The organism is Paenarthrobacter sp. YIM B13468 (assembly GCF_042788025.1).
Lineage (GTDB): Bacteria > Actinomycetota > Actinomycetes > Actinomycetales > Micrococcaceae > Arthrobacter > Arthrobacter aromaticivorans.
Window position 1 is genome coordinate 1 of the sequence record NZ_JBHZPI010000029.1, and the last position, 23,407, is coordinate 23,407.

The 23,407-nt window shown below is 63.1% G+C and carries 24 protein-coding genes and 1 pseudogene; 16 read left to right on the forward strand and 9 right to left on the reverse strand.

Annotated features, from left to right (window positions below; genetic code table 11):
* The 4 genes and pseudogenes from ACFX4T_RS22305 to ACFX4T_RS22320 form a co-directional block, all read right to left on the reverse strand.
* Window positions 1-905 (reverse strand): annotated as a pseudogene (locus tag ACFX4T_RS22305) (hypothetical protein); the annotation flags it as partial.
* A gap of 75 nt (window positions 906-980) precedes the next feature.
* Window positions 981-1,478, reverse strand: coding sequence for a DinB family protein (locus ACFX4T_RS22310; protein ID WP_377654207.1), 498 nt, complete (start codon window positions 1,476-1,478; stop codon window positions 981-983).
* On the reverse strand, window positions 1,475-1,924 hold the full coding sequence (locus ACFX4T_RS22315; RefSeq protein ID WP_377654209.1) for a VOC family protein: 450 nt from the start codon (window positions 1,922-1,924) through the stop codon (window positions 1,475-1,477). The genes ACFX4T_RS22310 and ACFX4T_RS22315 overlap by 4 nt, the downstream gene beginning before the upstream one ends.
* 35 nt (window positions 1,925-1,959) lie before the next feature.
* Window positions 1,960-2,727 (reverse strand): SDR family oxidoreductase, encoded by a 768-nt coding sequence (locus ACFX4T_RS22320; protein WP_377654211.1) that lies wholly within the window; start codon window positions 2,725-2,727, stop codon window positions 1,960-1,962.
* Between the two features lie 164 nt (window positions 2,728-2,891).
* On the opposite strand from ACFX4T_RS22320, the gene ACFX4T_RS22325 reads away from it, so the two are divergent.
* Entirely contained in the window at window positions 2,892-3,581 is a 690-nt protein-coding gene (locus ACFX4T_RS22325; protein ID WP_377654213.1) for a hypothetical protein, read from the forward strand.
* A gap of 96 nt (window positions 3,582-3,677) precedes the next feature.
* On the opposite strand, the gene ACFX4T_RS22330 is transcribed toward ACFX4T_RS22325, so the two are convergent.
* Complete coding sequence (locus ACFX4T_RS22330) at window positions 3,678-4,151, reverse strand: GNAT family N-acetyltransferase (RefSeq protein ID WP_377654328.1); 474 nt, start codon at window positions 4,149-4,151, stop codon at window positions 3,678-3,680.
* Between the two features lie 61 nt (window positions 4,152-4,212).
* On the reverse strand, window positions 4,213-6,558 hold the full coding sequence (locus tag ACFX4T_RS22335; protein ID WP_377654215.1) for a glycoside hydrolase family 3 N-terminal domain-containing protein: 2,346 nt from the start codon (window positions 6,556-6,558) through the stop codon (window positions 4,213-4,215).
* 200 nt (window positions 6,559-6,758) lie between these two features.
* Here ACFX4T_RS22335 and ACFX4T_RS22340 point away from each other — a divergent pair, with 200 nt between their 5' ends.
* From ACFX4T_RS22340 to ACFX4T_RS22355, 4 genes are read left to right on the forward strand one after another with little or no spacing between them, the layout of a single operon-like run.
* Window positions 6,759-7,865, forward strand: coding sequence for a Gfo/Idh/MocA family protein (locus ACFX4T_RS22340; protein ID WP_377654217.1), 1,107 nt, complete (start codon window positions 6,759-6,761; stop codon window positions 7,863-7,865).
* Window positions 7,866-7,891: 26 nt separating this feature from the next.
* On the forward strand, window positions 7,892-8,854 hold the full coding sequence (locus ACFX4T_RS22345) for a PmoA family protein (RefSeq protein WP_377654219.1): 963 nt from the start codon (window positions 7,892-7,894) through the stop codon (window positions 8,852-8,854).
* 38 nt (window positions 8,855-8,892) lie between these two features.
* Entirely contained in the window at window positions 8,893-9,600 is a 708-nt protein-coding gene (locus tag ACFX4T_RS22350) for a cupin domain-containing protein (protein WP_377654221.1), read from the forward strand.
* A 24-nt stretch (window positions 9,601-9,624) separates the two neighbouring features.
* The gene (locus ACFX4T_RS22355; RefSeq protein ID WP_377654223.1) at window positions 9,625-10,647 is read left to right on the forward strand and encodes a LacI family DNA-binding transcriptional regulator; all 1,023 of its coding nucleotides are present in this window, start codon (window positions 9,625-9,627) and stop codon (window positions 10,645-10,647) included.
* Window positions 10,648-10,783: 136 nt separating this feature from the next.
* Here ACFX4T_RS22355 and ACFX4T_RS22360 read toward each other — a convergent pair whose 3' ends face one another.
* The gene (locus ACFX4T_RS22360) at window positions 10,784-11,197 is read right to left on the reverse strand and encodes a hypothetical protein (RefSeq protein ID WP_377654225.1); all 414 of its coding nucleotides are present in this window, start codon (window positions 11,195-11,197) and stop codon (window positions 10,784-10,786) included.
* Between the two features lie 270 nt (window positions 11,198-11,467).
* On the opposite strand from ACFX4T_RS22360, the gene ACFX4T_RS22365 reads away from it, so the two are divergent.
* From ACFX4T_RS22365 to ACFX4T_RS22375, 3 genes are all read left to right on the forward strand, one after another.
* A complete protein-coding gene (locus ACFX4T_RS22365; RefSeq protein WP_223948234.1) occupies window positions 11,468-12,205 on the forward strand; it encodes an ANTAR domain-containing protein in 738 nt (245 codons plus the stop codon).
* A gap of 71 nt (window positions 12,206-12,276) precedes the next feature.
* On the forward strand, window positions 12,277-13,650 hold the full coding sequence (locus tag ACFX4T_RS22370; protein ID WP_377654227.1) for an MFS transporter: 1,374 nt from the start codon (window positions 12,277-12,279) through the stop codon (window positions 13,648-13,650).
* Between the two features lie 98 nt (window positions 13,651-13,748).
* Complete coding sequence (locus ACFX4T_RS22375; protein WP_377654229.1) at window positions 13,749-13,976, forward strand: hypothetical protein; 228 nt, start codon at window positions 13,749-13,751, stop codon at window positions 13,974-13,976.
* Window positions 13,977-14,213: 237 nt separating this feature from the next.
* Here ACFX4T_RS22375 and ACFX4T_RS22380 read toward each other — a convergent pair whose 3' ends face one another.
* A complete protein-coding gene (locus ACFX4T_RS22380) occupies window positions 14,214-14,471 on the reverse strand; it encodes a metal-sensitive transcriptional regulator (protein ID WP_377654231.1) in 258 nt (85 codons plus the stop codon).
* Between the two features lie 131 nt (window positions 14,472-14,602).
* Here ACFX4T_RS22380 and ACFX4T_RS22385 point away from each other — a divergent pair, with 131 nt between their 5' ends.
* The 7 genes from ACFX4T_RS22385 to ACFX4T_RS22415 all read left to right on the forward strand — a co-directional run bounded on the left by ACFX4T_RS22385 (window position 14,603) and on the right by ACFX4T_RS22415 (window position 19,842).
* A complete protein-coding gene (locus tag ACFX4T_RS22385) occupies window positions 14,603-15,220 on the forward strand; it encodes a rhodanese-like domain-containing protein (protein WP_377654233.1) in 618 nt (205 codons plus the stop codon).
* Window positions 15,217-15,975: a sulfite exporter TauE/SafE family protein gene (locus tag ACFX4T_RS22390; RefSeq protein WP_377654235.1), complete on the forward strand. Its 759-nt coding sequence runs from the start codon at window positions 15,217-15,219 to the stop codon at window positions 15,973-15,975. The genes ACFX4T_RS22385 and ACFX4T_RS22390 overlap by 4 nt, the downstream gene beginning before the upstream one ends.
* 22 nt (window positions 15,976-15,997) lie before the next feature.
* Window positions 15,998-16,339: a rhodanese-like domain-containing protein gene (locus ACFX4T_RS22395; protein WP_377654237.1), complete on the forward strand. Its 342-nt coding sequence runs from the start codon at window positions 15,998-16,000 to the stop codon at window positions 16,337-16,339.
* A 163-nt stretch (window positions 16,340-16,502) separates the two neighbouring features.
* Entirely contained in the window at window positions 16,503-17,903 is a 1,401-nt protein-coding gene (locus ACFX4T_RS22400; RefSeq protein ID WP_377654239.1) for a rhodanese-like domain-containing protein, read from the forward strand.
* Between the two features lie 196 nt (window positions 17,904-18,099).
* Window positions 18,100-18,456 (forward strand): ArsR/SmtB family transcription factor, encoded by a 357-nt coding sequence (locus ACFX4T_RS22405; protein ID WP_377654241.1) that lies wholly within the window; start codon window positions 18,100-18,102, stop codon window positions 18,454-18,456.
* A 23-nt stretch (window positions 18,457-18,479) separates the two neighbouring features.
* Window positions 18,480-19,460: a TIGR03086 family metal-binding protein gene (locus tag ACFX4T_RS22410; protein WP_377654243.1), complete on the forward strand. Its 981-nt coding sequence runs from the start codon at window positions 18,480-18,482 to the stop codon at window positions 19,458-19,460.
* A gap of 43 nt (window positions 19,461-19,503) precedes the next feature.
* On the forward strand, window positions 19,504-19,842 hold the full coding sequence (locus ACFX4T_RS22415; protein ID WP_216924715.1) for a YciI family protein: 339 nt from the start codon (window positions 19,504-19,506) through the stop codon (window positions 19,840-19,842).
* 10 nt (window positions 19,843-19,852) lie between these two features.
* On the opposite strand, the gene helR is transcribed toward ACFX4T_RS22415, so the two are convergent.
* A complete protein-coding gene (gene helR / locus ACFX4T_RS22420; protein ID WP_377654245.1) occupies window positions 19,853-22,045 on the reverse strand; it encodes an RNA polymerase recycling motor ATPase HelR in 2,193 nt (730 codons plus the stop codon).
* A gap of 363 nt (window positions 22,046-22,408) precedes the next feature.
* Here helR and ACFX4T_RS22425 point away from each other — a divergent pair, with 363 nt between their 5' ends.
* A complete protein-coding gene (locus ACFX4T_RS22425; RefSeq protein WP_377654247.1) occupies window positions 22,409-23,401 on the forward strand; it encodes an NADP-dependent oxidoreductase in 993 nt (330 codons plus the stop codon).
* Window positions 23,402-23,407 lie beyond the last annotated feature (6 nt).

Consider the following 23,407-nt stretch of genomic DNA (forward strand, 5'->3'; position numbering starts at 1 on the left):
GCCAGGGCGAGCCGGCGCCGGGCTTCGCTGATGCCGATCCGCAGGCGGGCGCGCAGGAACTGCGCGGCGTCCCGGTACCCGTCATCGGCCACCGCGGCAGCGTCCGCCGCAGCAACACCACTGAACCCAGCAGCAGTAGCGGATCCAACAGCAGCAGCAGCGGATCCAGCGACAGCATCGAAACCCGTGGCGGTGGCGAAACCTGCAGCAGTAGCGGATCCAGCAGCAGCAGCAGCGGATCCACCGGCAGCAGCAGACCCTGCAGCCGTGGCGGTGGCGGTGGCCGGGTTTGGTCCTGTCGTGGGGGCCGGGACGGCATGGTCTGTGGTTGCTGGGTCTGTGGTTGCGGGGTCGGTCCAGCCTGTCTGCCATCCCGTGCCCGCCGCGGAGGAGGGCCGTGCCTGCTGGGCTTGGGTACGGGTCCGTTCCACGGCGTGCGCCGCGATGACCTGCAGGTATTCCACGGTGCGGGAGATCTCCTCCACCCGCCCGGCGAACCCCGCGGCTTCCGCAAACCCGAACGACAGGGCACCAGCCACGGTGAAGGAACGCAGGCTTTCCAACGCCTCAACGCTGTCAGCCAGCGCCCCCTCAATTCCCAGCGCCCCCTCAATTCCCCGCGCATCCTCAATTCCCCGCGCGTCCTCAAGCCCGTGGGAAACGCCGTGCCCGGGGAAATCGTCACGGTCCGTTTCATCGGGCTCGGGGACGGGCAGTGGTTTGATGCCGCGAAGCAGCGCCATGGCCCTTGGGCTGTCCGAAGCGGTGACTGCCGCCGTCGGGCTTTCAAAGCCGTCCTGCCCGTGGGCAGCACCGGAGTGGCTTCCGAGGGGAACGCGTCGGGGGCGTAGCGAGGCGCCAGTCACTGCTGCCCGACGCGCCAGAATCTCCCCAATGCTTCCCATGAATAAACCCTCTCACCAGGGTCTGACATTATTAGCTCCCTCTCATTGGGAACCAGGAAACGCGGGAAATAGCGGCTATCTGCTGGTGACTTGCTCCCGCAGAATGTCCGCGTGGCCGCAGTGCTGTGCGAGCTCGCGCAGCATGTGCAGATACACCCAGCGGAAGGGGAGCGGGCCACGTCGATTTCCGAGCACGAGCTCGTCCAGCCCTAAAGCCGAAGCAGCCAGCCGCGAGGCCTCGCACGCTTCGCGATGTGCCTGCTGAATACTTGCGATCGTGTCGGTGTCCTCGAGAATAAACGACTCGTCAGGCGTGGCGGGGATGCCGATCTCGCTCCGGGACCGGCATGAGATGGCCTCATCGAACCACACCTTTTCCACGAACGTGGCGTGCTTCAGCAACCCTAAAAGCGTTGTTCGCGACGGGACCAACGAGCGCCGTGCTTGCTCTTCCGTTAACCCGTCCAGCGACTCGTAAAGTGCACGACGGTGCTCGTCAAGGAATGCATCGAACTGGGACCGGACGTCGTGGTTGATGACATCTTCAGCGAAGGTGGGCGGGAAGACACTCATCCGAAAACCACCGTGCCGTCGTCGTCGATTCTCCAGCCCGGGTTGTGCGCGATCTCCCAGACGATGCCGTTCGGATCCTTGACATGGCCGTGGAAAATGCCCCCGAAAGCACTAGCCTGGGCGGGCTTCACCACGGTTGCCCCGGCAGATACCAGTTGGTCGATGGTGCTGGACACTTCGGCCGCACTATCGACGTTATGCGAAAGCGTCACGCCGCTGACGCTGCTCGTCGAAACTGTGCTGCTGGTCGAAATATCGCTGTTGAGGTCTTGGTTGAACTTTTCAGCATCGAACAGACCAAGCATCAAGCCCGGACCGACTTGGAAGAAGATGATCTCCCCGGGAACGTCCATCAGCGGATCCCAACCGAGCCCGTCCTTGTAGAACGAACGGGCTCGATCGAGATCTGCGGTGGCAAACGTGATGAAATGCAGTCGCTGGTCCATACGGACATGCTAGCGACAGGGTACGACGTCGGGCCTTAGCTAAGGTGCTGGCGGGCTCCGTTGAGGTGGGAAGCCGGGGCCGAGAAGAGCGCAGAGACGTGGTCGCCAAGCTCGTTGACGTGGGTGTAGCCCGGGAACTTGCGGTGCGGAGCAGCTGCCTTCATGGCATCGTCCAGCAGCGCCTTGACCACGAACACCACTGCGGCCGATGTCTGTTCCTTGGGCTCAGTCTTGTGGCCGGACTGGGCTGCCTCGAAGCCGTCTGCGACACCAAGGACCCAAGCCTCGGAAGCTGCCTTAATTGCAGCGTAGCTGGCGCCGGATGCTGTGGGCTTGGCGGCAGCGACAGCCGAGACGATGGCCAAGCGCCCATGCGGCGATGCTTCCAAGTCGGAGTAGAACGCACGCGAAGTGTTCCGGAGCGTCGTCATGATGCTGGTGTGCAGGACGTCCCAGTCCTCGTCCTTCTGGCCAACGATTCCTTCGCCGCCACGCCATCCGCCCACAAGGTGGATAAGACCATCCACAGATCCAAACTCGCCCCTGACGGAATCTGCCAGGGCCTCGACCGATTCCGGGGCCGAAAGGTTGCAGGTGTACGGCACCACACCGTCGTGGGAGGCAGCGAGTGCTTCAAGGCGGGCAGCGTCAAGATCGACGGCGGCTACACGGGCTCCCGCGGCAACCAGCGAGCCGACCACGGCTTGCCCGGCGGCGCTGGTGGAACCCGCAACGACGACGTTGAGGGGCTGAGTGGATTCTGTGCCGGATGCCACGTCGTTGTGGTCATTGGTGATTGGCATGTGTGTCCTTCCAAAGGAAAAAGCTGGTCAGGAAGGAGCCTATCGAGTGATACAGGCTGGCTTATCAATAAACGGGTTGAGAATAAGAATCTCTCATGCTCACGCGCCGCTGACTCAGCCTAAGCCCACGGACGAGGTGGGCCTGGAAGTGGGAGGATGAACCTGTGGAACCCCTCTTCGACTTCCTTGGCAGTTACTGGTGGCTCATTTTCCCCCTTGGCGGGATGGCCGGTGGGTGGGCAAGATCGTGGTCCAAAGCCAGTGAGGAGCGCCATCGCCGAAAGGTGGAGTTGTACAAGCTGAAGAACCAGCTTGCGGTGCACGAGCAGGCCAACCAAGCCGAGGTTGTCTCGCTGATGGCCACGCACGATGCCGTGAACCATAAGTGGCTGGACTACGAACTGGACGTTGGGAAGCTCATCGATTACCCATTGATGACTGACGTTCGCGAGCCGCTAACGGTAGCCTTCCTCCGCGCCAAAAAGGAAGCGGACGGACTGCGCCCGGCCACCCCGCAGGACATAACGACGCCGGCCCGGCTGGCTGAGTATCGTGCTGCTGTCCACAGCTTCGAACTTGCTTTCGATGTGGCCGAACGCGAAGCCAGACGCATCAAGGACAGCAACTTCACCGGGCCGGAACGTCAAAGACTGGCAACGGCGAGGAAGCTGCTGCGTATTGCAGAAGACTCCGCTGCTACCCCGGCAGAACGGCAGACGGCGTACAAGCGTGCGCGCAAGGAACTGGATGGCCTGATCGTCCTTCCGGAGCCGACCGTTGCTGCTCTCGAAGGCAGAATCGCTGGAATGCTCGGCGAGCGACAAGATCCTGACACAGACGCACGGATCGCTTGACGCTCAGGGTGTGGCTTCCCGACCTTCTTTGAATCCAAGAGGGGCCTTCTGCAACCCAAATAGGCTGCAGAAGGACTGAGCTTGGCTCAAACAAGGTCAGGAAGCCCCTGAGTTCAGCTCAATCCCCATCACTGTCCGAACAATCGAGCCCGCGAGGTCGTCTTCCATATGGGTCATCCCGATGTGTTCGGCCACTCGCCGGGAGGCGATGTTGTCGGGATGGATGATGGCCACGAGACGTTCCACCCTAGCCTCGTCCCGGGCAAAATAAACGCAGGCTTGGGCAGCTTCCTTGGCGTAGCCTCGACCCTGGAGATCCGACCGAACGTGGTAGCCGACCTCCAGCTCGCGGCGCCCATTTACTGTTTGCCAGGTCAACCCGCAGTCGCCCACGAAACCGCCGTCGTGCGTTTCCAGAATCCACAGCCCGTACCCGTCGCGGGCGTAGTTGGCCACGTTCCAGGAGATCCAGGCAGCAGCTTCTTCCCGTGACTTCGGAGTGGGGTAGTACGCCATGACGTGAGGATCGCCGAGCATGTCGGCCATAACCTCAAGATCGGCTGGCGTCATCTCGCGGAACCGCAGCCTGGCGGTAGAAAGTGGGTGCACCTCCACAGCCTACAGACCGCAATTACGCCAATACCCGCACCTCCACCGGCGTCAGCATCTCCCGTTCAAACCCAACAACGCGCCGCGGCCCATGCAGGATCACCTCATGGGTTTGGACATCACAGGTACTGGACGTGGAGATATGCAGCTTTACTAAGCCAGGCGTGACCACACGGGCAAGGTCCAGCCCAGTGAAGGATGTCCGGTCGGCGTGGACAAGAAAATCCACGACGCCGGACGCGCCGGCTCCCAGTTCCACCCGGGCGTAACCGATGAGCTCGCGGACGGGACGAACAACCTCGCCCACCGGGTCCTCCAAGTACAGCTGCACTACCTCAGCGCCAGCGCGGGCACCGGTATTCGTCACCGTACAACTGATGGTGACCGAGTCCGCCGTCGTCATCGCGGGAGCGCTGCATTGGTGGTCTGAGAGCTCGAAGCTCGTATAGGACAAACCGTGCCCGAAGCCGAACAGCGGAGATGGGTCCAGCGCACTGACTTCGGTAGGTCCGGACAACCGAGAGTGAAGGTAGGTTCCTGGTTGTCCGCCGGGGGAGCGGGGTACAGAAACGGGAAGCTTTCCGGAGGGATTGACGACGCCGGTCAGCACGTCCCAGATTGCCTCGCCGCCCTCTTCGCCTGGGAAGAAGCCTTGCACCATCGCATCGGCGCGTTCCACGAAGTCGCCAAGTGCATACGGCCGGCCACTGAGTACCACCACAACGGAACGGGTCCGGGATTCGGCGCAGGCGCTGAGGACCCGGTCCAGCATGTGGTGCTGGTCCCCGGGGAGGCGGAGATCGGCGGCGTCGTTTCCTTCACCTGACGTGCCCCGGCCGAATAGCCCGGCGTTGTCGCCAACCACCACGACGCAGGTATCAACGGAGGCGGCGACCTCGCAGGCTGCGGAAATCTCAGCCTCAGTGGCTGACTCACAATTCCCTGTCACGGAACTCACCACGGAGTGGAAGCGCGAGGAAGCGACGCCAGCAACTGTAGGTACGGAAATGCCCATCGGTACGTCCGGATGGGAAGCCCCCACGTGGGCATCAAAGGAGTAGCAGCCCAGCATGGCGAAGGGGTCGTCAGCCAACGGTCCAACAATGCCGAGCGTTTCCGAACCGGAAAGTGGCAAAGCCGGCGAACCCGCAAATGGTCGGTTGCTCAGCAGCACCAGCGACTGCGCCGCGAGCTCACGGGCCAACTGCCGATCCTCGGCAGGATCCAGCTCGATTGGGCCGGAAAGGGCAGTGGGCGCTGCCGAGAAGTCCGGCGACAAAAGACCCAGCTCGGCCTTCTGGGTAAGAACTCGTCGAAGCGCCAAGTCAACAACCGATTCGTCCACGGCACCCTCGCGAACGCGTGCGGCCAGCGGCTCGCCAAAGCAATTGACAGTTGGAAGTTCAACGTCGACGCCGGCCCGCAGCGCCAGCACCGCGGCGTCACCGGAATCGGCCGCCACACCGTGCGTGACGTCCAGGAACGCGACCCCAAAGTAGTCGGCCACTACCGTGCCGGCAAAACCCCACTCCTCACGAAGCAGCCCAGTGAGGAGGGCGTGGTTCGCGGCGGCAGGTACGCCGTCGACGTCGGTATATGCGTGCATTACGGAACGGGCCCCGCCGTGGCGGATCGCCATTTCAAACGGCGGCAGCATAACGTCGGCGAGTTCGCGCGGGCCCATCGAGACGGGGGCGTGGTTGCGGCCTGCCTGGGACGCCGAGTAGCCCACGAAGTGCTTGAGGGTGGCGACAATACCGGCGGATTCGAGCCCCTGGACGTAAGTGGTAGCGATCGTGCCCACCAGGTAGGGGTCCTCGCCGATGGTTTCCTCAACGCGGCCCCACCGGAAATCGCGGACGACGTCGAGCACGGGTGCAAGGCCTTGATGGACGCCCAGGCTCCGCATCGATGAGCCAATTCTGACTGCCATTTCACGGACCAAAGTTGGGTTGAACGTGGCACCCCACGCCAGTGGGACCGGGAAAGCTGTTGCCTTCCACGCCGCCAAACCGGCCAGGCATTCCTCATGCATCTGCGCAGGGATGCCGAATCGGGAGGCTGAAATGATCTGTTCCTGTGCGGCGGCAAGTCGCCGGCCGCCTTCGGATGGGTCCACTGGGACGGTGCCGTACATGCGCGTGATCTGGCCCAGCCCGTGGGAGATGACCTCGTCCCAGGAACGCGTATCGCCTGCCATCTGGCTCTGCAGGGGTGCCACGGAATCGCCGTCGCTGGAAGCGTTGACCCAAACGCCTACCAGTTGAGCGAGCTTTTCTTCCAAGGTCATTTCGCTGATGAGGTGTTCCACGACGTCCGGATCGGGGACGCGGGCAAGTGCTTGCTGTTCAGCGGCGCCGCTGCTCACAGGCTTCTCCTTGGGTTGATTGGCGATTTTTAGAAACTATCAGAAACTTCTGATTAGTTTCTAGGGTGGAAATGTGTTGATTTACGAGCAGATTCTTCATAGCGTTGACGAAGTGCGGTGCGCAAGCGGGTAGTTTGCACCACAATAGATCAGAAACTTTCGGACATTATCTAAGCCAAAAACTATGGGAGAACCCTCATATGCAGACGTACAGAGTGGCCATCGTGGGAACGGGTGGGATCGCGGCTGTGCACGCATCCAACCTGGCCCGCACCGAAAACAGGGCAGAGCTGGTGGCTGCATGCGACGTCGACGACGCGCGGCTGCAGGCTTTTGCCAATGAACATGGAATCGCTGGCCGATACCAGAGCCTCACGGACCTGCTCGCCGAAGCCAAACCGGACATCGTGCACCTTTGTACTCCGCCGATGATGCACATCGATCAAGCCATCGAATGCCTCGAAGCAGGTGTGCATGTCCTGTCCGAGAAGCCGCCGGCCCTCAGCCTTGCGGACTTCGACCGCCTCAACAACGCCGAAGCCCAAGGCGGCGCGCAGTTCTCCTGCGTATTCCAACACCGCTTTGGTGATGCCTCGGCCGCAGCACGTGCCTTGATCGGTGGAAGCGCCTTTGGACGTCCGCTCGTTGCCCGCTGCGATACCCTCTGGTACCGGCCGGATGAGTATTTCGACCTGCCATGGCGCGGCACTTGGAAGGCCGAAGGCGGCGGTCCGACCATGGGCCACGGCATCCATCAGTTCGATCTCCTCCTGCACCTGCTTGGCCCGTGGGAAGAAGTCACTGCCATCGCCTCGCGCCAGGCCCGGGCAACGTCAACCGAGGACCTCTCAGCTGCCTTGGTTCGCTTCGAAAATGGCGCTGCTGCAACGGTCATCAACTCCCTGCTCTCGCCCCGGGAAACCTCGGATATCCGCGTCGACTGCGCGTTCGCCACCATCGAGCTCAGTCACCTGTACGGCTACGGCACCAAGGACTGGACCATCACTGCGGCACCCGGCCATGAGGACCAAGTGACGGCTGCTTGGACTGCCGAACCTTTGGAACGAGGCAGCGGCCACTCGGCACAATTCCTGGCCATGTATGACGCGCTCGACGCCGGACTCCCGCTTCCAGCGGGCGCGGACTCAGCGAGGCAGACACTTGAGTTCGCTGCCGCAATTTACGCCTCCGCGTTCACCGGAAAGCCGGTGCGGCGCGGCGAGATCGTTCCCGGCCACGCTTTCTACGCAGGCATGGATGGAGAGGGCCGCGGCAGCCGCGTCCTGGCCTCCACAGCCCGCTCCTGAACCCGCACCGAATCAACGGAGAACCCATGACCACCTCAGCCCAGACCGCCCAGACCACCACCCTCAGTTATGCCGACGACGGCCGTTCCCTGACATTCACGGCAGGCGGCCAGGACATTGCAAGCTACACATACCGCCCCACGGATGAGCAGTACGAAAGCCCGCGTCCCTTCTTCCATCCCCTCACCACCTTGGAGGGCGATGAGGTCACCATCTCCCGTCCATGGGACCACGTCTGGCACAAGGGACTCTCTTGGGCGTTGCCGAATGTGGGCGAGCACAACTTCTGGGGTGGTGCGACCTACACCCGCGAGACCGGCTACGCGAACCTGGACAACAACGGGGCCATGAACCATGAAGCCTTCAGTTACATCGAGGAATCGGCGTCTACGATTACCGCCGCTGAGGATTTGCTCTGGACTTCACAGCCAACAGAACCGGGCCAACAAGGCACGCCACTCATCCGCGAGCAGCGCCGCTTCGCCATCCAATTGCTGCCATCCGGAAACTCGTGGGCGCTCCTATTCGAAACGGAGATGACCAACGTTTCGGGCGCTGAGATCGGTCTCGGAAGCCCCACCACGGAAGGCAGGGACAACGCCGGGTACGGCGGTCTGTTCTGGCGCGGTCCGAGGTCCTTCACAGGCGGGGAGTTCCGCTCTGAAGCCGGCACCGGAGCCGACGAGTTCATGGGCACGCGATCACCATGGATCGCGTTCACCGGCCAACACGACGTCACCTGCCGGAAGTCAACCGTCATGTTCGTGGAGGACCAATCCAACGCGGGTGCGCCCAACCAATGGTTCGCCCGCTCATCGATGTTCGCTTGTCTGGGTTCGGCTCCGTTCTTCAGCGAAGTAGTCCCGCTAAAGGTCGGCGAACCGCTCAAGTACAGGTACGCCGTCGTGATCTCCGCCGGCGATATCGATGCAGACTCGGCCAGTGCGCTCGCCGGCGCAGCTCGCGACGCACTGGATGGTTGGGCCTAGTGTGGACTTCATTTCCCGGCGCGACTGCAGTGTCAGAAGTGAGCATCTACAACTGGCCAAGTCAGGACGGCATGGCCGGCGGATCCCCTCACGTGCACACGGCGTCGACGGAGGCATACGTAGTTGTGGAAGGAACCGGCCGTCTGGAGACCCTGGATTCGCGCGGCTTCACCGTTACGCCGCTGACGCCAGGCGTGGTGGTCTGGTTCACGCCCGGAACTGTGCACCGCGCCATCAACGATTCCGGGAACCTCAGGGTGCTCATTGTCATGCAGAATGCCGGGCTGCCTGAAAACGGCGATGCGGTGATGACGTTCCCGCCAGAGCATTTAGTGGACGTCGACGCGTACTCGCGCGCCGCTTCGCTTCCGTCAAGGGACGCCGACGGCGGTGATGCGGCTGCCGAGGCGGCTGCGCGTCGTCGTCGTGACCTGGCTTTGGAGGGCTATCTGGAGTTGAAGCATGGTGTCATCACATCCGGAGTTTCCGCACTGGCCGGGTTTCATGCCGCGGCTGTTCGATTGGTGAGTGGCAGGGCCGGAACGTGGCGCGGCTATGTGGACGATGGAGCGGCGCGGCAGGCCGGGCTCACCAAGGACAACTTGGACTCTATCGAGTCGATGGAAAGTTTCTACTTGCAGGACTCGAGGACTACGATAGGCGAACGGAAAACCCGCAGGATTTACGGCATGTGCGGCCGAATCCAAGCCTGGGACCTTTCCGAAACTATTGCTGCGGGGAGGTGATCCCGGCCGAAAGGGGTGCGTTCCATGGTGACCAAGCAGGACTCTGGGCGGGCGACGATCGGCGAGATCGCCCGGGAAGCCGGAGTGTCCGTACCCACGGTTTCCAAAGTCCTGAACGGGCATGCCCATGTCGCCGCGGCAACGCGCGCCCGGGTGGAAGAAATCATCGCCAAGCGGGACTACGCCCGTCGCCCGGCCAAAAGGAGCAAGAAGGCCGGTCTGGTGGATCTTGTGTTCCCAGGCATGGCTTCGGAATGGGCGTGCGAAATCATTGAGGGCGTTGAGCGCGTTGCCCAGGAAGCCGGATACGGCACTGTGGTCAGCAGCCTGTCCCTGGACGGATCGCGGATTCGGCCGTGGCTGGCGAACCTCGCCGAGCGGAAGTCCGACGGCGTGATACTGGCGGTTTACGAACTGGACTCGAAGCAGATCCAGCGCATCAAGGCGCTCGGAATCCCCGTGATCCTAATCGATCCCGTAGGCCAGCCAGGCCCGGACCTCACGACTGTTGGTGCTGCAAACTGGGACGGTGCCTTCTCGGCAACCCAGCACCTCTTGAAACTCGGCCACAAGCGTATTGGCATGATCGGCGGCCGCGAGGACCTTCAGTGCAGCGGAGCCCGCGAGGACGGCTATTTGGCTGCGCTCCGCCGGGCCGGTGTCGACGCGGATTCTTCGTTGATGGTGCCCGGTGATTTCTCCACGGAATCCGGCGCCCGGGGAACTGAGACTCTCCTGGCCCTGGATAACCGGCCCACAGCCATCTTCACCGGCAACGACGCCCAAGCCCTCGGTGCCTACCGTGCCGCTCGTTCTGCCGGGCTGCGGATCCCGGAAGATCTCTCGATCATCGGCTTCGACGATATCCCTGCCGCTGAATGGGTCGAACCCGGGCTAACCACGGTCCGTCAGCCCGTGGTGCAGATGGCTGAGACAGCTATGCGGGCGCTACTACGGCATCTTGAAGGCGACGAGGAGTTGCCGCAGCGGATCGAGCTCGGAACGGAGCTTGTAGTGCGGGGTTCCACGGCGTCCCCGCGGCCCTGAGCGCAAGACTGTGGCTTCCCGACCTTCTTTGAATCCAAGGCGGCCGTTTTGCACCCCAAATAGGCTGCAGAAGAGTTGAACTCGGCCCGAACAAGGTCAGGAAGCCACAGGGCTAGGCCAATGAGCGCACCCCTGATTAGCCTCGACCCATGCTCGTCGACGGGTCCTGGTCACCTTCGGAGGGGTCTGCCCTGAGTTCATCCGGGGTGCCATCCGGCAGACCTGCGGGTCCGGGGACGTCGCCCGTGGAGGCCGGAAGGTCATCGTCGGTTTCCATGCCTTGGCCAGCACCGGCGTCGAGTCCTGGCTCGTTCTGGCGTTCGCCGGCGTCGCTTGCGGTCGCATTGTGACGCTGCGTTGTCTCAGCAGCCTTGTCAGGCGATTCGGAGTCCATCGCGTTGGAACCTTCGCTGATGGAGGAGTGGACCTGGATGTCGTCATCCTTCTCGTTCGGCTCCGGAACCTGCCCTTTGTCAACGGGGTCAGACGTGCTAGCCAGGTCTTCCATCGCGTTTTCGGCGGCTTTGCGGATGCTGTCTTCAACGCCCATCAGATGTTCTCCTTTGCACGAATCGTCCGGTGGCCGGACTCGGATAATAAAGTAAGCCTACTTACTTTCTGTTCGATGTGACACCCTGCCCGGATTGACAAACCGGGTCCGATTTGGTTCATGAATCTGCTGGTTAACGCATGTCGTGCCGCACTTTGTACCGTTGATCGTTGAACGATATGGTGTCTTCAGACCGTTTTGCAGAGGGCGGCGATATTCGCTCCTTTGCTGTCTGCTGGGGACGCTTTTCAGTCAGTAGGAACGTGCCACATGGTCAACCCCCGCCCCGAGCAGGAAGCTCTCCAGAATGGATATTTTCTGGACCTCGTCCTGGGTAGCGAAGACGTCGAGGCTTTTCTCGGCGATCTGGCTTCTTTCTCGGCAGAGAGCCTCTCACACCGCAACACCGCTGTTTATTGCGGCATCACGGTCCTTCGGCGCAAGAAGTCAGCCACGGCCGCAAGCAGCGATGACCGGGCCCGCGTCATGGACGAACTCCAAAACGCCTTCGAAGGGCCGTGTCTTACGGCCATGGACAAGCTGACCTCCGTGCTGGTCCCGGACCTTCTTCGCGAACACCGTTGGCCCGAATATGTGCAGGCCGCCTCCCATCAGGGGCTTCGGTCCATCCTGAGCGTGCCGCTGCTGGTCGAGGGCGATACCCGAGCTGCCCTGAACCTCTACTCAGAGCGGACCCATGCATTCAGCGACGATGACGTGGAACGCGCCGAGGTATTCGCATCGCACGCCGCCAAGTCGCTACGCCTCGCGCTGAAGATCGCGCAACTCAGCGATGCGCGGAATGATCTTGCCGCTGCTATGCAATCGCGCACCGTGATCGACCTGGCGGTGGGTGCGATCATGGCGCAGAACCACTGCAGCCAGGAAGAAGCGTTCACCATCCTGAGGACTGCCTCCAGCAACCGGAACATCAAGCTGCGGCATTTGGCCCAGTCGATCATCGCCGCCGTGTCCTCGGGGAAGGTTACGACGCACTTCGAGGAGTAGGGCCCGCCTGGAATGTCCGCCCCGCGAACGCGTTTCGTAACCCGAAGCAACTATGGAGCAAACTTGGGTGAGTGACGACGAATAGACCCCGGCCCGGCCTCGCGATTGCTGCACTGAGCCTCGGGACGGCGCTGAACCCGCTGAACTCGTCCATGATTGCGGTGGCGTTGGTGGTCCTGCGGGAGGATTTCGCGCTCGACGTCGCCACCGTCACCTGGGTGATCACGTCGTTTTACCTCGCCTCCGCGGCCGGACAGCCGCTCATGGGCAGGCTCGCTGACCGCTTCGGCCCTCGCCGGTTGTTCACGTTCGGCATGGCCCTGGTGGCGGTCACCTGCGCGATCGCACCGTTCCTTCCCAGCTTCGCCCTGGTGTGTGTGGCCCGCGCGCTGATGGCTGTGGGGACTGCGACCGCATATCCCTCGGCCGTCGTGATGGTCACCCAGCTGAGCAAGCTCGCCAATTTGCCGTCGACGAGGCCGCTGGGCAGGATCCAGATGGCAAACACGTCGGCCGCTGCCGTGGGTCCGGTGGTGGGCGGTTTGTTGGTGAGCCTGGTCGGCTGGCAGGCCTTGTTCGCGATCAACGTGCCAATCGCGCTGGTTGCACTCGTTGTGGTGCACAAGGCTGCGCCAGCTGACTCCGGCCGCGAAACGGGCAAGCTATCGGCGCTGATCCGCGACTCCGACATCCCCGGCATCCTCGCATTTGTTACGTCGCTCATGCTCGCGATGATGGCGCTGCTCAACGTGATGCCGGCCTACCGCTGGTGGCTCCTGGGCGCTGCGACATTGATCGGCGCACTTTTTGCCTGGCGCGAGCTGCGCTTCCGGCCTCCGTTCCTGGACCTCCGCCTGCTGGGCAGGAACCGGCCGGTGCTGCTGGTGTATTTGCTGTTCATCGTTTTCAGCGGCGTCTACTACTTTGCCTTCTTCGGACTGCCGCAGTTGCTGCAGGAGGCAGGTCATTACGACGCCGGTGTGGTGGGCCTGCTCATGCTGCCCCTTGCGGCGTTGTCGGTTGTGGTGACGCCACTGACGGTGCGGCTGATGGAGCGTTTCGGCGTGCGTTCCGTCCTGATCACAGGCGTGCTGGTTCTGACTGTTGCCGCAGCGGGTCTTGGTGCGCTCACGTTGTCGCTGTGGGCGCCGTTGGTGTTCGTGCTTACTGCAATGATGGGCATACCCTACGGAATGGTGAGCACGGCCTCGAACCAAGGGCTCTACGTTTCGGCCCGCCCGGAAGAACGAGGTGTAGCTGCCGGAATCTTCCAGACGTGCCGCTACCTCGGAGCGATCACTGCCACTGTGCTGATTGGCGTTCTATATGGCTCGGGCGTGAACCAAGCGAACTGGGGACTCATGGTCCTGGTGATGCTGGGCCTGAACGTGCTGGTGTTGGTGCTCGCCGTGATGTGGCGGAAGCCCACGGCGGACACACGATAAGACAACCGACGCAAAGAATCTGGCCTTCCGCGACACGTTCCGGCATTCACTCGTACTCACCACTGCAATAGTTACGCCCCGGATTGCAGGAGAAGTAGATGCTTGGACTCGAAAATACCCCGGAAATTCTTAGTGGCTCGCCCGTGCCGGAACTGTGGCTGCTGCTGGTTACCATCGCCATTCTGGTGACTCTGGTGGCTCTCGCCGCTGTTGTGGTTTCCCGCTTGGCTTTGCCACTCTCTGCCTTGTTGCAACGACGACGGCGTGGGAGGGGGCCGCGGCATCGCAGCTCCCGCAAACGGGAGTTGTCCCAGGGCAGGCACTAGGTCAACACCCCTTGCTTAATGCGTGGACGGTCCGGTTTCATGCGCTCGATGAACGCGATGGTTTCTGCTGCCCCCTGGACCGCCCCGCGCCAGCTCGGCGAGGGGGATCTGATCTTCGACGTGCACCGAAAGATCCGACACCGCTCTGCGCCATCTATGAACCCGGCTACATCGTCGTGCTCTCGCGGTCGGCGAGGGCCCGCTGGTGACGGTAAAGCGTTGCCCCGGCGGGGGTGGTCAGGCCAGGGATAGGAAGAGTTTTTCCAGTTCTTTCTTGTCCATGGTCGCGTCCTGCTGGACGATGCATTGCTCAAGCCCGGTGGCGATAACTGCAAACCCCGCCCGGTCGAGTGCCTTGGATACGGCGGCGAGCTGGGTGACGACGTCTTTGCAGTCCCGGCCTTCTTCGAGCATGCGGGTCACGGCGGCGAGCTGCCCCTGTGCGCGCTTGAGTCGGTTGATGACGGGGGTCATTTCTGAGGGATTGAGTTGCATGGGTCTCTCCAAGGAGGGGGGCGTCTGAAGCTTTCACTCCAGCCTATACCCCCGTGGGTGTTTTGACTACCCCCGGGGGTATCTGTAATACTCGGTGGGGTATCCACCCGACCCCTTTCGAGAGGCCAGTCATGACTTCTTCTTACCCGGCGTCAGCCGTTACCGCACTCGCTCCCGAAGCTCTGCAGTCCTGGATCAAAGAACACCAGGATCTCGTGGTCATTGATGTCCGCTCCGCTGCCGAATTCGAGTCCATGCACATCCGCGGCTCCTACAACGTGCCGCTTCCGCTGCTGTCCGAGCACACCGACGAACTCGCAGCCCGGCTGGGCTCCCGTGTTGTCCTGGTGTGCCAGTCCGGCGTCCGCGCCGAGCAGGCACGCCAACGCCTCGCCTCGGCCGGAATCGACACCGCCTACGTGCTCACCGGCGGGGCACCCGGGTTCGCTGCTGCCGGCGGTGACGTGGTCAAGGGCAAGGGCCGCTGGGACCTCGAACGACAGGTCCGCCTGATGGCAGGCTCCCTCGTAATGCTGGGCCTTGCCGGCGGCCGGTTCGTCTCCCCAAGAATCAGGACGGTTGCCGGCGTTATCGGCGCCGGCCTGACCTTCTCGGCCGCGACCAACACCTGCGCCATGGGCAAAGCCATCTCAGCATTGCCATGGAACAAGGCAACCAAGGAACCCACTCGCGAAAGCGCCATCCTGCAACTTCCCGCACAGACGGCCGTAGAGGACGCCGCGGCATGATCCCGGCCCTGGGTCTGGGGCTCGTCGTCGGCGTCGTACTGGGTGTAGTGGGCGGTGGCGGGTCCATCATCGCCGTGCCGGCCCTGGTGTACGGCGTGGGCATGATCCCCGCCCAGGCCATTCCCACCTCGCTGGTAGTAGTGGGCGTATCCTCGCTTGCCGCCCTGCTGCCCCGCATCCGCGAGGGCCTGAACTGGCCCGTGATCGCGCTGGTCGGGGCTGCCGGGATCCCGGCAGCCTGGACCGGCGCGGCCGTGGGCAAGCTGCTGGATCCCAACATCCTGATGCTGGCGTTCGCCGTGATCATGGTGGCCGCGGGCATCCGTATGCTCATGAAATCCCGCGAAACTGAGGGATCCTGCAGCACCGGGCCAGACCGGGCGTTCCGGTCCTGCGCCCCGAAGGCCGTGGGAGTGGGCCTGCTTGTCGGGTTCCTGACTGGACTGCTCGGCGTGGGCGGCGGCTTCCTCATCACACCCGCACTGACCATCTTCCTGGGTCTGCGCATGAAACAGGCGATCGGCACCTCGCTGGCAATCATCGTCGTCAACTCCGCCGCCGGCTTTAGCGCTCACGCCGCCGGCTACACCATCGACTGGGCCACCACCCTGGCATTCGCGGTCCCTGCTGTCCTGGGGTCCATCGTCGCGGCCCGGTTCGCCCGTCGGCTGCACGACAAACACATCCGCATCTCATTCGCGGTACTCATCTTCGCCGTCGCGGCATGGGTCACCGCCGGCACCGTCACCGCCTGACTCAACCCGATAGGAGAACACCATGGGACTGATCGACTCCCTCAAGAAGGCCTTCAACAAGCCATACAAGACCATTTCGGTGGCGCAGGCCAAAGAACTCCTGACCGCTGGCGCCACACTCCTCGACGTCAGGTCTACCCAGGAGTGGCGGACCGGCCGGGCGCCGCAGGCCAAGCACATTCCCCTGGACCGGCTGCAAACCAACACCTCCGGGATCCAGAAGACCGGACCGGTCATAGCCATCTGCGCCTCCGGCGTACGCTCCGCGTCCGCCGCCCGGCTCCTCGCCGACAAGGGGTACGACGCCTACTCCGTGCGCGGCGGCATGGCCGCTTGGCGCCAAGCCGGCGAACCCGTCCGCTAACAACCCACAACGAAACCACAAGCTCCGCGCCGGTGCTGGCCACGAGCACACCTGACCCCTGGGTCGAGCATGCCCATAGCTCCCGCTACATGAGACCCCGCAGGATATCCAAACTCGTTTCAGAACAACCTCCAAATCCCCTTTCACTGAAGGAGAGCACCAGATGCTTATCGAGCGCATTTACGACGAAGACCTCGCGCAGGCCAGCTACGTCATTGGCTGCCAGGCCAAAGGTGAAGCCATCGTGGTGGACGGCCGCCGCGACATCGCCGTCTACCAGGACCTGGCCGCGAAGAACGGCATGAAGATCGTGGCCGTCACCGAAACCCACATCCACGCCGACTACCTCTCCGGCACCCGCGAACTGGCCGCAGCCACCGGCGCCACTATCTATGTTTCCGGCGAGGGCGGCGCGGACTGGCAGTACGGGTTCGACGGCGAGCGGCTCTACGAAGGCGACACCATCACCCTGGGCAACATCAGCATCAAGGCCCTCCACACCCCCGGGCACACCCCGGAACACCTGTCCTTCCTGGTGACCGACGGCGCGTTCAGCGACCAGCCCGGCTACCTGCTCTCCGGCGACTTCGTGTTCTCCGGCGACCTTGGCCGGCCGGACCTGCTGGACGAAGCAGCCGGCGGCATCGACACGCGCTTCGAAGGGGCCAAGCAGCTCTTCGCCAGCCTGCGGGAAAAGTTCCTGACCCTTCCGGATTACGTCCAGGTCCACCCCGCCCACGGCGCAGGCAGTGCCTGTGGCAAGGCCCTCGGCGCCATTCCGTCATCCACCGTGGGCTACGAACGTCTCTACGCCTGGTGGGGCCCATACCTCGCCGCCAACGATGAACAGGGCTTCATCGACGAACTCCTCGACGGCCAGCCCGACGCGCACGCCTACTTCGGCCGGATGAAGCGCGAAAACCGTGAAGGCCCTGCCGTTATGGGCGAACGCTCCCCGTTGCCTGAGCTGTCAACCGACACCGTCGCAGCGGGGCTGGCTGCTGACACTCTGACCTTCATCGACACCCGCTCCAACAGCGAGGTCCACGAAGGCACTGTCGTCCGGTCCCTGAACGTTCCTGCCGGCAAGTCCGTTGCCAGCTTCGGCGCCTGGGTCGTCAACCCGGAGACGGACAATAACCCTCTCGTGCTGCTGGCCCGGGATCAGGAACAGGCGCACGACATGTGGGACCACCTGATACGCGTGGGCATCGACAACGTCGCCGGCTACGTCACCGGCATCCAGGGCCTTCCCGCGTTCACGCCCAAGCTAATCCAGGCCGAGGACCTCAAGGATTTCGACCCGGCCATGGTTCTGGATGTGCGCAACCGCAGCGAGCACATCGGGGGCAACATCCCCGGCTCCTACCAGCTCAGTGGCGGCCGCGTGATGTGGCACCTGGACAAGCTCCCCGCCGAGGGCACCATCGTGACGTACTGTCAGTCGGGCGTCCGTAACTCCGTGGCCGCCAGCGCCCTGCGCCGCGCCGGGTACGACGTCGTCGAACTCGACGGCAGCTACGCAGCCTGGAGCGCGTGGAAGAACAGCGTCCCCGCAGCCTAACCAGGCACGTAAACCTCAAGACCGCCCGGGCAGGATCCCCTCCTGCCCGGGCCTCCTACATGCCCGCAATGCCCGGCAGAACATTTCCCCGCCACACCACCGGTTCGACAAGGGCTGTGCTTGGTTTGCGGCAGAACCTTGCCCAGTTCATGCTGCTGGCCGCCCACAAGGTCAACACCCCTTGCTTAATACGTTAGTGATCACTAACGTATTACTTGTGTTGGATGCCCTGGAGATAGCTGCCGAGCCGAATCGGCGTCGGCTGCTTCACCTTCTGGCGGGCAACGAACAGGCGGTCAGCGATTTGGCGGCTCATTTCGACGTCAGCCGATCCGCGGTTTCACAGCACCTGTTGTTGTTGGAGAAAGCGGGCCTGGTGATGGCCCGCAAGGAAGGGAGAAACAGGTACTACAAGCTCGATCCCCAGGGGATGGGCAGACTCCGTGATCTTGTTTCCCAGTTCTGGACCAACGAACTGGACCTCCTTGCATCCGACGCTGCCGCTCTTGCCCAACGGCGGGGCAACCAGCATCAACAACAGCCCGACCACTAATCACTTCCAAGGCGAGGACGCACATGAGTTTCGATAAAACCATCCACCTGCCGGTCACAGCCGACGAGGCCTTCGCCCTCATCACCCAGCCGGAACGACTACGGCGCTGGCAAACGGTCGCAGCCCGGGTGGACCTCCGAATCGGTGGGGATTTCCGCTGGACCGTTACTCCCGGCCACAATGCCTCCGGAACCTTCCAGGAAATCGAACCGGGCAAGCGCGTCGTCTTCACGTGGGGCTGGGAAGGCGGAGGAGATCTGCCGCCAGGTGCCTCCACCGTTAGCATCACTTTGGAGCCCGACGCCGACGGTACTTCCCTCCGTTTCCTGCATGAGGGACTCACCGAGGAGCAGGAAACATCCCACGCGATGGGCTGGAACCACTACCTGGATCGTCTGCTGGCTGAGGCTTCAGCGAAGGACGGCGCTGGCCGCGACGAGTGGGCATGGGCACCCGATCCCATCAACCAGCTGAGCTCGGCTGATGCATCCTTGGCGATCCTTCTTGGCGTTCTGCGCAACGTCACTCCCGAAGACACAGCGAAGGCAACGCCATGCGAGGACTTCAACGTCAGCGAGTTGCTGGACCACTTGGCAGGATCGCTGAAGGGCATCGGCCGTGCGCTCGGTGCGGCACCCGTGGACCCTAGGGAAGAGTCCCCGGAGGTGCGGATTGCTGAGCTGGCCCAGCCCGCGCTGGAAGCTTTCAGCAACTGCGGCCTTGAAGGCACCGTCGATATGGGCTTCGCCGAATTGCCGGCAACCACGGTTGCCGGAATCCTGAACCTCGAACTGCTCGTCCATGCCTGGGACTTCGCCAAGGCGACGGGACAGCAAGTGGAGGTGTCCGACGTCGTCAGCGATTACGTGACGGAACTTGCCCGGCAGACCATCTCCGAGCAGGTCCGCTCCGGCGGCAGCTTCGCGCCAGAGCAGCCGACGGCGGAGACAGCCAGCAGCCTGGAACGGCTCGTAGCCTTCACCGGCCGCACTGTCACTCTCTAAACCCTCCTCAACCCAAGAACAAAAGCAGGAAAGAAGGACCATCATGTCCAAGTTCGTTTTCATCTATCACGCACCCATGACCCCCGCAGAGGCCGCCCCGCCGTCACCGGATGACATGGCAGCCGTCATGGGGGAGTGGAACGCCTGGGGTGCCAAGGTGGGCGATCGCCTGGTGGACTTCGGCACGCCGCTGGCCAACGGAGTCCGCGTGGCCTCCGATGGCAGCACGTCGCCCAGCCAGCGTGAAGTGGCGGGCTACAGCATCATCGAAGCCGACAACATGGATGCCGCCGTCGAGCTCGCCAAAGTCCACCCGCACCTGAACATGCCCGGTGGCTGCGAGATCGAAGTCCACGAAGCGCAGGAGATCCCCGGAATGTAGCTCGCGTTCCTCAGCGGGTGCCGTGGGTCCGCTCAGCCGTAGTGAGGATGATCAGCTGCTGGGTGGCCCTGGTCATCGCGACATAGCGGTCCACGGCTCCTTCGATGCCCGTACCGAAATCCTCCGGATCAATGAGGACTACGAGGTCGAACTCCAGTCCCTTAGATAGTTCCGGTGCAAGCAAGCGGAGGCGTGGCGACGCTGGGAGCGAGCTGTGTCCGGCGTCGTTCTTGCTGATGACGCAAGCGATTCCTTCGGCGTGCGCATCGAGCCACGTGGTGAGGATTGAGTCCAGGTCTGCAACGGATCCGTGGATGACCGGGAGGTCGCTGCTCCGGATGGACGTGGGGACGTTGGCGTCGGGGAGGGCGGCCTTGATAACGGGTTCAGCCTCGGCCATGACTTCCTCGGGCGTGCGGTAGTTGATGCTGAGATGGGTCAGGTTCACGTTGCTCAGCCCGACGCGGTCCAGCCGTTCCTGCCAGGACTCAGTGAATCCGTGCCTGGCCTGCGCGCGGTCACCGACGATCGTGAAGCTCCGGGACGGGCAGCGTTGCAGGAGCATCTGCCACTGGGCGTCGGTCAGTTCTTGGGCCTCGTCCACCACCACATGGGCGAACGGTCCCGCGAGCTGGTCCGGGTCCGCGATCAACACTGACTCGTCCAGGAGCTTCTCCTGCATGTCCTCGCCGCGCAGCATGGACATGACCAGCATTTCCGAATCGTCAGCAGCCACGAGGTCTTCCACCACGCGGTCCATGAGCTCACGCTCGGCAGCGGCTTCCGCCGTCTGGCGTCGCCTTCGCTTGGACGCCTCAGGATCGCCCAGCCGTTGGCGGGCTGCGTCCAGGAGGGGCAAATCCGACACAGTCCAGGCGTTCGGATCGGCCCGCTGAAGCTTTCCCAGTTCATCGGCACTGAGCCCAGGGGCGCACAGACGCAGGTACGCCGGCGCCCGCCAGAGGTCGGCCACGAGATCCGTGTAATGAAGGAGCGGCCATGCCCGGCTGAACGCTTCCACCAGATCCGGATTCTGCGCAAAGGACCGCCGAAGCAAGTCCTCGGGAACTTCGTCCGTACCGAACTTGTCCACCAAGATGGTGAGCAGTTCCTCCCAGACTTCCTCGCGCGCCTCATTGTGGGGAGTGCCTGGTGTTGGCACGTCGAACGCCTCCGCCCAGTCATCTGCGCTCAGCCAGACGTCGGCCCAGGGCGTCTCGACTTCCATGCCCTCCTTCGGCGGTGACTCGTAGAACCTCACCGCCGGCTCGATCGCCTTCACCAGATTCGCCGAAGATTTCAGGCCGGCAACCTCGTTGTCCTCGAGGGCAGCGTCGGCGCCCTCAGGCACGAGGTCCCGCAGGGTGCAGGTCTGCACGCCCTCTTCACCAAGGCTGGGGAGGACATCTGCAACGTATGCCAGGAACGGTCGGTGAGGGCCGACGAACAGCACGCCGCCCCTGCGGTGACCGAGCCGGGGGTCCGCGTAGAGGAGATACGCGGCGCGGTGCAAGGCGACCACAGTCTTACCTGTACCGGGACCGCCGTCGACCACTAACGCACCCCGGGAAGATGCGCGGATAATAGCGTCCTGGTCCGCTTGGATGGTGCCCAGCACGTCCCGCATCCGCGCAGAGCGGCTGCTGCCAAGGCTGGCGATGAACGCCGAAAGATCCTCAAGCGCCGCGGTGCCGCCGGGCAGTTCTGCCGTGGCCGGGTCCGCGGTGAAAGCCTCGTCCCAGTAGTCGGTGATCCTGCCGCGGGTCCAGCGATAACGACGTCGGGCTGCCAGGCCCATGGGGTTGGCGTGGGTGGCTCCGAAGAACGGCTCGGCGGCGGGGGAGCGCCAGTCGACAAGCAGCCTGCGGCCGTCACCGTCCGTGAGGCCGAGTCGCCCAATGTAGAGCGGTTCTGTGTCGCCGGCAGGGACAACACGACCCAGGCAAAGGTCGAGTCCGAAGCGACGCAGTGCACGCAGCCTCCCCGTCAGCCGCCGGGTTTCAACGTCCTTCTCCACGGCCTCCTGACCGAAGCGGCTTGGGGCTTTGCGTATGGCATCGAGCTGATCGGACAGCTCGGAGATGGTCTGCTCAAGGCTTTCAGCGATGGCTGCGAAGTGCTGCTCATCGGCAGCAATCAGGGCTGGATCTGCTTTGGGGGCGAGGTGCTCGGGAAGGTTGAATGCGCTGGTTGTAAGAGGCACGCTGTCAGCTCCTTTCTGGGCTGATGGCGCCGGAACCGCGCGTCTGAAACAGCGCGTACTCCCGGCGTCGGCTCTCAATTTTGCAGCAACCCCCGGGCCTTGCGGCAAGCCCCCCAGTGCCGTATAGATTGAAAGTGAGGAGGCACAACGTGTCTCCTTTTTCGTGCCTTTTGCCGGGCAGCCCTATTAACCCAGGCGCCCGTGGATTCACGACCCTCTTTGGATCAGGGTGGCCCAAAATCAACCCCAATCAGCTGCAAAGGGCCCGCGGCCAACCCAAAGCAGGTCAGGAGGTGCTCTTGACTTAAGAACTGAGTGCACTCAGAATTGAGTCAACTCAGTTATCTAATCAGGAGAGCACCAATGAGAGCCTTCGTCCTCCACAAATACAAAGAACCCCTGCAAGAGGTTGACGTTCCGGAGCCCGGAGTCGGCGAACATGACGTGCTGGTGCAGGTGAAGGCAGCCGGCCTGAACCAGTTGGACGAGAAGATCCGGCAAGGGGAGTTCAAGCAGGTTCTCCCGTACAGGCTGCCGCTGATCCTTGGCAATGACCTCGCCGGAGTCGTGGTCGGTGTTGGTGCCAAAGTACGGTCCTTCAAGCCGGGGGATGAGGTGTTCGCCCGTCCGGACAAGGACCGCATCGGCACGTTTGCTGAGCGGATCGCTGTGGCCGAGGCGGACCTTGCCATCAAGCCGGCGTCGATCAGCATGGACGAGGCTGGATCACTTCCACTGGTGGCCTTGACCGCCTGGCAGGCGCTCGTTGAACGCGGCAAAGTTGGCCCGGGCCAGAAGGTCCTGATCCATGCGGGAGCCGGGGGAGTGGGCTCCATCGCGATCCAGCTGGCCAAGTACCTAGGGGCCACCGTTGCCACGACGGTCAGCGCCGGAAACGCGGACTTTGTCCGCGAGCTCGGGGCGGACGTGGTGATTGATTACCGGACGGAGGATTTTGCGGAGATCCTCCAGGGCTACGACCTCGTTCTGGATAGCCTCGGCGGCGAGAATCTGGAGCGGTCGCTGAAGGTCCTCAAGCCGGGCGGTAAGGCCATCGGCATCTCAGGCCCGCCGGATTCCGGCTTTGCCCAAGAGCTCGGAGCAAACGCCGTGATGAAGGGCGCTGTGGCGCTCATTAGTGCCGGCATCCGGCGTAAAGCCCGTCGTCTCGGCGTTACCTACGAGTTCCTCTTCATGCGCGCCAACGGCAGCCAGCTCCGGGAGATTGCCTCGCTTATCGACGCCGGGGAAATCCGTCCCGTCGTCGGCCGGGTAGTCCCGTTCGACCAGACGCCGGACGTCCTTGCCGAGCTGGACAAGGGCGGCGTTCGCGGCAAAACAGTCGTCAGCCACTGATCAAAC